At 30.9% G+C, this 7,363-nt stretch carries 9 protein-coding genes; all 9 read right to left on the reverse strand.

Annotated elements, in window-relative coordinates:
* Positions 1-256: 256 nt before the first annotated feature.
* The 9 genes from ACFSR1_RS08105 to ACFSR1_RS08145 all read right to left on the reverse strand — a co-directional run bounded on the left by ACFSR1_RS08105 (position 257) and on the right by ACFSR1_RS08145 (position 7,192).
* Positions 257-880, reverse strand: a complete 624-nt coding sequence (locus tag ACFSR1_RS08105; RefSeq protein ID WP_378291404.1) for a hypothetical protein — start codon at positions 878-880, stop codon at positions 257-259.
* A complete protein-coding gene (locus ACFSR1_RS08110) occupies positions 877-1,434 on the reverse strand; it encodes a hypothetical protein (protein WP_378291406.1) in 558 nt (185 codons plus the stop codon). The genes ACFSR1_RS08105 and ACFSR1_RS08110 overlap by 4 nt, the downstream gene beginning before the upstream one ends.
* A gap of 186 nt (positions 1,435-1,620) precedes the next feature.
* On the reverse strand, positions 1,621-2,058 hold the full coding sequence (locus ACFSR1_RS08115; protein WP_378291407.1) for a hypothetical protein: 438 nt from the start codon (positions 2,056-2,058) through the stop codon (positions 1,621-1,623).
* Between the two features lie 165 nt (positions 2,059-2,223).
* Positions 2,224-3,141: a hypothetical protein gene (locus ACFSR1_RS08120; protein ID WP_378291409.1), complete on the reverse strand. Its 918-nt coding sequence runs from the start codon at positions 3,139-3,141 to the stop codon at positions 2,224-2,226.
* Between the two features lie 712 nt (positions 3,142-3,853).
* On the reverse strand, positions 3,854-4,378 hold the full coding sequence (locus ACFSR1_RS08125) for a hypothetical protein (RefSeq protein ID WP_378291411.1): 525 nt from the start codon (positions 4,376-4,378) through the stop codon (positions 3,854-3,856).
* 177 nt (positions 4,379-4,555) lie between these two features.
* Positions 4,556-5,017, reverse strand: a complete 462-nt coding sequence (locus ACFSR1_RS08130; protein ID WP_378291413.1) for an HAD domain-containing protein — start codon at positions 5,015-5,017, stop codon at positions 4,556-4,558.
* Between the two features lie 51 nt (positions 5,018-5,068).
* On the reverse strand, positions 5,069-5,665 hold the full coding sequence (locus ACFSR1_RS08135; RefSeq protein WP_378291415.1) for a hypothetical protein: 597 nt from the start codon (positions 5,663-5,665) through the stop codon (positions 5,069-5,071).
* A 269-nt stretch (positions 5,666-5,934) separates the two neighbouring features.
* Positions 5,935-6,528, reverse strand: a complete 594-nt coding sequence (locus ACFSR1_RS08140; protein WP_378291417.1) for a DUF4138 domain-containing protein — start codon at positions 6,526-6,528, stop codon at positions 5,935-5,937.
* A 322-nt stretch (positions 6,529-6,850) separates the two neighbouring features.
* On the reverse strand, positions 6,851-7,192 hold the full coding sequence (locus ACFSR1_RS08145) for a hypothetical protein (protein WP_378291419.1): 342 nt from the start codon (positions 7,190-7,192) through the stop codon (positions 6,851-6,853).
* Between the last annotated feature and the right edge of the window lie 171 nt (positions 7,193-7,363).

The following is a 7,363-nucleotide window of genomic DNA, read 5'->3' on the forward strand; positions in this document are numbered from 1 at the left end:
TAAATAAATCATATTCGGGCCAGGCGAAATTACCATTATCAATGCGGCTAATCCAAATAGTAATAAATCATTAGTTGGTATCATATTTCTGTTTTTAGTTCTTGGTTTTTAACTGTTGCACAACGTGTTTGTGTATGATTTCGTTGCGTGTTTAAGCACTAAAGTTAGCAAATAAATCACGGATAGAAAGTCCGCGAGGACTTTCGTAAATAAGCTATAACTAGCAATGAATTATACACGGTGTTGGCTGTAGTTTTTATCCGATTAATGATTTTAAATCAGTTTTATAGTTTTTATAATTTTTCCAATTTAATAGGTCAACAATTTTTTTCGCTTTATTTACTGTATAATCTAATGACAAGTCAAAGTCAGTACCAAAGTCATTTGTCAGATTAATAAAACAATCTTTTACTTTTTGATTTGGATTTCCCTCTTCGTAATGAATAGATTGATTGCGACCTTGCCAAATTACATTTCTTAAAGATTCAGAACCAATATTTCTGCCAGTAGGACAATTGTTTGGGCTTCCGTGAACAGTTGATATTCCTTGCTTCGCTATTTGCAATAAACTCATACTTAATGAATTCATTGAGTGTTCTTTTGTAATTATTGAATGGGATAATTTATCTAATTCTGCTTTTTTACCTTTCAAATCATTCTCTTCGTGGAATTTAGCCATTTGAATAAACTTATGTTGAACTTGTAAGTCATTAAAATCTTCGTGCATATCGGCAGTTGAATAGTCCCAAAACAAGTGGTCAAATACTTTTTTTAATTCATTGAACTTTGTAGTCAGAGAATCTAATTCTTTTTCTTCTTTGTAAATAGTTTTAATTAATTTCTTTACAGCATATTTTGTGTCAATTATGTATTGATTCATTTGTTGCTATTTATTTTCAACTCTCTTTCTAGTTCCTCTTCTTTCATTTCCTTAACCAACTGGTCAATTGTCTCCTCCGTTATGCCTAGCCTTAATTTATAATCTAGGTAATATTTATTTAACTCTTCATCGATTTCTTTAACGTTGTCAATAAAGGAACAGAAGTATTGAAGCATTTCTCTTTTTCCTAAATCAGATGCGATTTTTTGAATTTCTAATTTGAAATATTTATGAACTATATAATTCCTTTTTTCAAGAACTTTTTTAAGACTTTCAATTAGTTGTTCTGGTAAACTATAAGTTTGTTTTACCTCATTAATAAAAACACCCATTGTCTTTTTTGAGTTTTCTATAGCGTCTATTATCTCATTGACTTCTTTGTTTGATTTAACTTTCTTTTTGAAAATTCTATCAGTCCATAACATTATAGAAAATGTCTCCTCCAAAACTTGACTAAAGTATATTGCAAGGCCGAAATACGCATAAATCAGTTTGTGTTTTCCGTCATCTTCAGACGATTCATATTCCTCTATTGCTATTTCGTATCTGTTCATTTTAAATTACAGCCAACGTTTAATATATGTGTCGTAGCAGAGCAAAATGTTACCCGGTTTTTCGGTTTTTCTGCGCATTGGTTGCTAACTTTTCCTTTTTGCAAACATTGCGCCTTACCAAAAATACAATAACCTTTCGATTGATCACTTTGCTGCTATGATCACATATATAGTGTTGTAAAACGTTTATTTATTTAATTTAAACTTTGTCAAATCAGTTAGAAATCCATTTTTTTTAAAGAATTCTAATAACGTTCCATTTTCATTAACAAAGGATTTTTTGTTTTTAACTGAATAACCTTGATCAATTGTAGTATTTATATAAATAGTGTCAATTTCGTTGGATTTATAAACAATTGAATATTCCGGATTCAAAAAAGGTTTACTTTTAAATTTTTCCATTTTTAATTCAGAGATAATTTGTTCTAATTCCAAGGAACTTCGCTTTTTTAATTTTATAGAGTCAATATCACCATTATTTTTGAAATCCCAGAATGTAGATTCCGTAACATCAAATGCACGGTCAACTGATCCATTACATTTATAAATCGCTATTTCTTTTCCTTCATTTTCACAGGAATAGAGTATTAGTATTGAAAATATAATAAACGTCCATTTTTTCATTCTAAATTCAATATTTGCTCAATGTTTTACAACGGTCTCGGCTATGCGTAGTGCGGGATTACAAGGCACTTCCCATTCCGTTTAGCTGTTAGTTTATTAAATGTAATTACTTTCATATTAGCACTTTATCCCGCATTACGTATAGCCAATGTTGGCATTTCGTATTTATTCCGCACTTGCGGTATAATAATTTGTCGGGTTCATTTCTTTTACTCCTAAATACCATCTTCTTTTTGTCGAATTATCTAACCCGTTATATAATTGAGAGTATCCCTGAGTTCTTGAAAGTCGTTCAAAGTTCAAACTCTTTTCTTTCAATTCTTCTATTTCATTACAAACTCTCTCAAAGTAATATATGTTTGAGTCTTTTCCGTACAATGCTAAATGAGCCGAAACAGTTGGTTGCTGAACTTTCTCTTTTTCTCCCACAATGGAATACCAAATATCAAAGGTTACATTAAATACTTTTCCGTAACCGGGAAAGCCATTGTTGTAACCAAGCTCTGTCCACTTCTGTGAATGATTTCTAACCAACTCCCAACCTTCAGGTACTTCTATTTCTTCTTTTTCAACTTCAGTCTCTTTTTTTTCAATTGCTCGGTCTGTTTCTATCCAAGTTGGGGTGAATTTTGTTAGCGCGAAATACCACCTTTTTCTATTTTTATTGTCCAATCCTGTAAATAAGGATTCATAACCTTTGGTGTTTTCTAATCTGTCCAAATAAACACCTTCCCCTGTTATTTCTTTGCTGTTTTTGGGTTCATAATGCAGAGGAAACCTATCTCGTATTATTCTTTCATCTTTTATTTCTTTGGAACCAACTTCACAGTACCACACTTTAAATTCTCGGTCATACAATCTACCATATCCTGGGAAATTATCTCCGTCTCCAAATCCAAGTTCAGACCACCTTTCTGTTTTTCTATGGACAATTTCCCATTTAGAATATTCCTTCGATTTTACAGAAGGATTTGTTTGAACATTGAACAAAACGGATTTATTTGTTTCACTTTTTTGTTGAGACTTTCCTATTTGATAGATGATTATGAGAACTATGACTATTCCGATTATTATATATGTCATTTAGTGTCTTTTATATGAATGCCAACGTTTAATATATGTGTCGTAGCAGGTCAAAATGTTACCCTGTTTTTCGATATTTCTGCGCATTGGTTGCTAACTTTTACTTTTTGCAAGCATTGCGCCACTGTAAAAATACACAGACTTTTCGAATCATCACTTAACTGCTATGAACACATATATAGTGTTATGGCACGTACCACTTTTTACAAACCTGAACTTAGTAAACAAGCCGCAGTAAAGTGATGTCAGATTGCGCCTGCCTGCCTCTGGCAGGAATTGCTCCGCATTATTTTTCTAAATCTCCTGCGATCACTTTGCTGCCTTTGGATATATCACTTACCAAACTAAAAAATCAGAAACCCTTTTTCCGTCAAAATTATCGTAATCAGCCAAAAAAAGCGATTTTTCAGCACGTTACTACTCCGAAATACTTCTTTTGAGTGATTTTTTCATCGCTTTTTTACTTTTGATCCGATACAAACCACTGCAAAAACTCTCAGGTCAAACGATCGAGGTTCGTCCGCAGACAGGTTCAGATTGCGTTTTGCTTTTCAGATAACAAGTATGTGCCCTAACGTATTTGTGTATGGTTTTTTGCGGGAAAAGGACGCGAGTCATTTTCCGTTGTTGTGGAAAGATAATTAATAAGATTGAATTTCTGGTGAGGAAATTCAGCCGCAATTAATTATACACCTTGTTACCACACGTTTTTTCAATTCAGTTTTTTATTTTCCAAAATATCAAATCCGAAATACCCTTTCCGAACTTCCAATTCCACTTTTGTATAAAACTCCATTTTTTCGTAATATTTGTGCGGAAAAACTAGTTCTTTAATTTTTCCATTATAGTTTATATCAAAAGTCGGTTTTCTTTCATCTCGGTGATATTTTCTTCCAGGCAAAGATGAGCGCTTCACTATTTCATAAGTCTCTTTTATAGGCTCTGAATTTGCCATATAAAAATTGGTCATTATAAATATTGAACAAGCTATAAATCCATAACTCAAAATATATTGCATTCCAGAATAAAAGTAAAGTCCAATTCCTTTTTTCTTGTAAGTCTTTCCGTAATTCTTGAAATCAACTAAAAAAGTTATAATTCCTACAACTATAATGATTCCGATTAAGATTGAAACGTCAATTATTGTATTCCGAAATAATGTGACTTGCCAGGCCATTGAAAATAATCCTAAAATCAAAATTGTCACATAATATATTTTTCGTTGTTTTGTCGTCATTTCGGCAATGTGTGGTAACGTTTAATATATGTGTCGTAGCAGGGCAAAATGTTACCCTGTTTTTCTATATTTCTGCGCATTGGTTGCTAACTTTTACTTTTTGCAAGCATTGCGCCACTGCAAAAATACACAGACTTTTCGAATCATCATCTAGCTGCTATGATCACATATATAGTGTTATACCCATTGTTTAATTATTTCTTGCGCTTCATTTAGTTTAGCAGCATTGAATCCGATTAAAAGCTCAGTTTGGACCCAGAATTGTTTTCTGTCCGATTCAAGTCCATTTAGGGATTTATCATCGTCAATAATTAGGAAATTCCGAATTGGTTCGTGATCAAGAAACGTATCAATTTCTATTTTTCTTTCAGTTCCTAAAGTTCCTCCTGGTAAAAAACCAACAAGAGGAGCTTTAATATTCCTGTTTTTAAAAATTTCTTGAAATTGCTTTAAGTCTTTGCTTAATCTTCTTGTTGAGCTTAACCACAATTCAGCATCAAGATTATCCATTAAAGAATTCAAATTTCGCACACAATCGCCATTAAATTCCGAATAACCGTCAGAGTGCATTTCGTCAGATTTCCAGTTGGGAGTTAATATTAAAACTCCATCTAAATCCAGAATAATTAAATTCTTCATTTAATTGGGTATAACGGTAAATATAACAAACGTTGTTGTCCCGAAGGGCAACTATGTTTTGTTATATAGTGTTAGGTGCTTTTTTATTTCTTTGTTAACAATCTCAAAAACTTCATTTTCTTGAAACCCTCTCAAATTAAAATCAAGGTCAAAATAGAGTTTTATTTCATTTCCAGGGGTATATATTTGATATTGAACAATTGGAAATCCATTTTCATAAAGTGAATCAAATGGATATTTTTCATCCACATTAACAATTATTGGTTTCAATCCATTTAATTCTAGTAATTCTTTTGATAATAAGTTAATTCGTTCAGTCAGATTTTCGGTTCGTGATTCTATTTTATGCCGATTAGCCATAATAAGTCCATCTTTTAAATTGTCAAACCCAGCATCATCTCTTAAATGGACAAATAGTAAATCAATTACTTTATCTAGAGTGTTGTATTTTTCATCAAAAACAGTTTGAGCATAATCTTCTCCAAATATAAACAAGTTGATATTTATTCGATTAACAGGACAATTCCAATCTCTTTTGATTTTAAATTCAAACTCATAACCTGTCAATTCCAGTTGACTTTCAGAACGAAATCTGTTCACTACTTTTTCAGTCAGTTCAAAAAGGTTAATTTCTTTGTTGAATTTCATTTTTTTTCTGATTGCACCTAACGCCAAATATATGAATCGGAGCAAGGCAAACGAGCCTGAACCAATTGATTTATCTGCGCATTTTTATTTCTTGTTTAATTTATAAAAATCCAGGTCTACCACAAAAAGGAAAAGACCTTTCGATCTAGCACTAAATTGCTCTGATTTTATATATAATGTTACAGTGCGTATTTTTTAGAATATCATTCTCCTTTTACTTTTAAAAGTAACTTCAAAAAAATGTAAACCTCTAATTTTATATTTATTATCTAGTTGAGTTTTACAACATCGTTTAATGTTGCCTTTCTGATTTTTAAAGTCACGATTTTGTTAAGCTTTGATTGTTCAACTAAAGTTATTCCCATTCCTTTTCTTTTTTGTAAAGAACTGTTTTTAAATACTGCAATTATAGAATAATTTGTTTTTGGTTTAATTTCATCAGGTTCATTATGATGATATAATTTGGGAATATAATATTTTCTACTAGCATCAACTTTTTCGTCCTTACCATTCCAATCTAAATATTTAATGGTCGTTAATTTAATGCTTTTAGTTCCTTTGTTATTTATATCCAGAAATAAAAAGATATTATCATCTTTTTGTATTATGTCTGATAAAGAAATAACAATATCATTAGATTCATCTGAAATGTTTTTGATTCTCTTTTTTCCTTTACTGTTTTTCTCGCAGAATAGTTTTGCTTGTCTTTTTTCTTCTAAATATATTTCATGTTGTTTCTGTAATTCCTCTTTACTAGGAGAGACATATATTTCTTCAGGTTCTTCGGTATCTTCTATTATTTCTTGAGAAATAGCGAAAGATGTATAGAATAAAACTAAAGCTAAAATTATTATTCTTTTCATTATTGATTAGTTTTAAGACTTTTAAGTTAATTTTTATAATCTACAAATAATTAAGTTTTTTTCGTTTTATCGACTTAGAGCTTAGATTCACAAGCATTTTTAGTAGCTGTGTTATGCACTGTAACGTTAAATATATGTGTCGTAGCAGAGCAAAATGTTACCTTGCTTTTCGATTTTTTCTGCGCATTGGTTGCTAACTTTTAATTTTTGCAAGCATTGCGTCTTACCAAAAATACAACAACCAATCGATCGATCACTGAACTGCTATGATCACATATATAGTGTTGTATAATGTTCTTTTTTTAGATTTTGATTTGTCAAGTCAATAGTTAAATATTGCACCACTTGCATCAAAAGTATAAGAAGAGTCATTTCTTTTAACTTTATAAATCATTTCTCCCTTGCTTTTAAAAATAGAATCACCAACAAAAAATGAAATATGTGCATTTTGTACGAAAGTATTCCAAATTTGAAAAGTATCTTTTTGCTCAGCTACTAGTAAAGAATAGCCACCTTTTCCGGTTTTGGTATCGATGATCAATCCTTGTATTTTAATAGATTTTAACTTCTCATAACTTTCTTTAGGAGTTTGAGAGCAAGAATTGGATATTATTAAAATTATAATTAAAAATAGAATAGATATTTTGAATACTTTATTGTTCATAATTAATTTCCATTTTGCGTGATTGATCATGTCTCGGCTAATGTTATACAACGTTTAATATATGTGTCGTAGCAAAGCAAAATGTTACCTTGCTTTTTGATTTTTCTGCGCATTGATTGCTAACTTTTCCTTTCTGCAAGCATTGCGCCTTGCCAAAAATACAACAACCAT

Source organism: Aquimarina rubra (assembly GCF_042684305.1).
Lineage (GTDB): Bacteria > Bacteroidota > Bacteroidia > Flavobacteriales > Flavobacteriaceae > Aquimarina > Aquimarina rubra.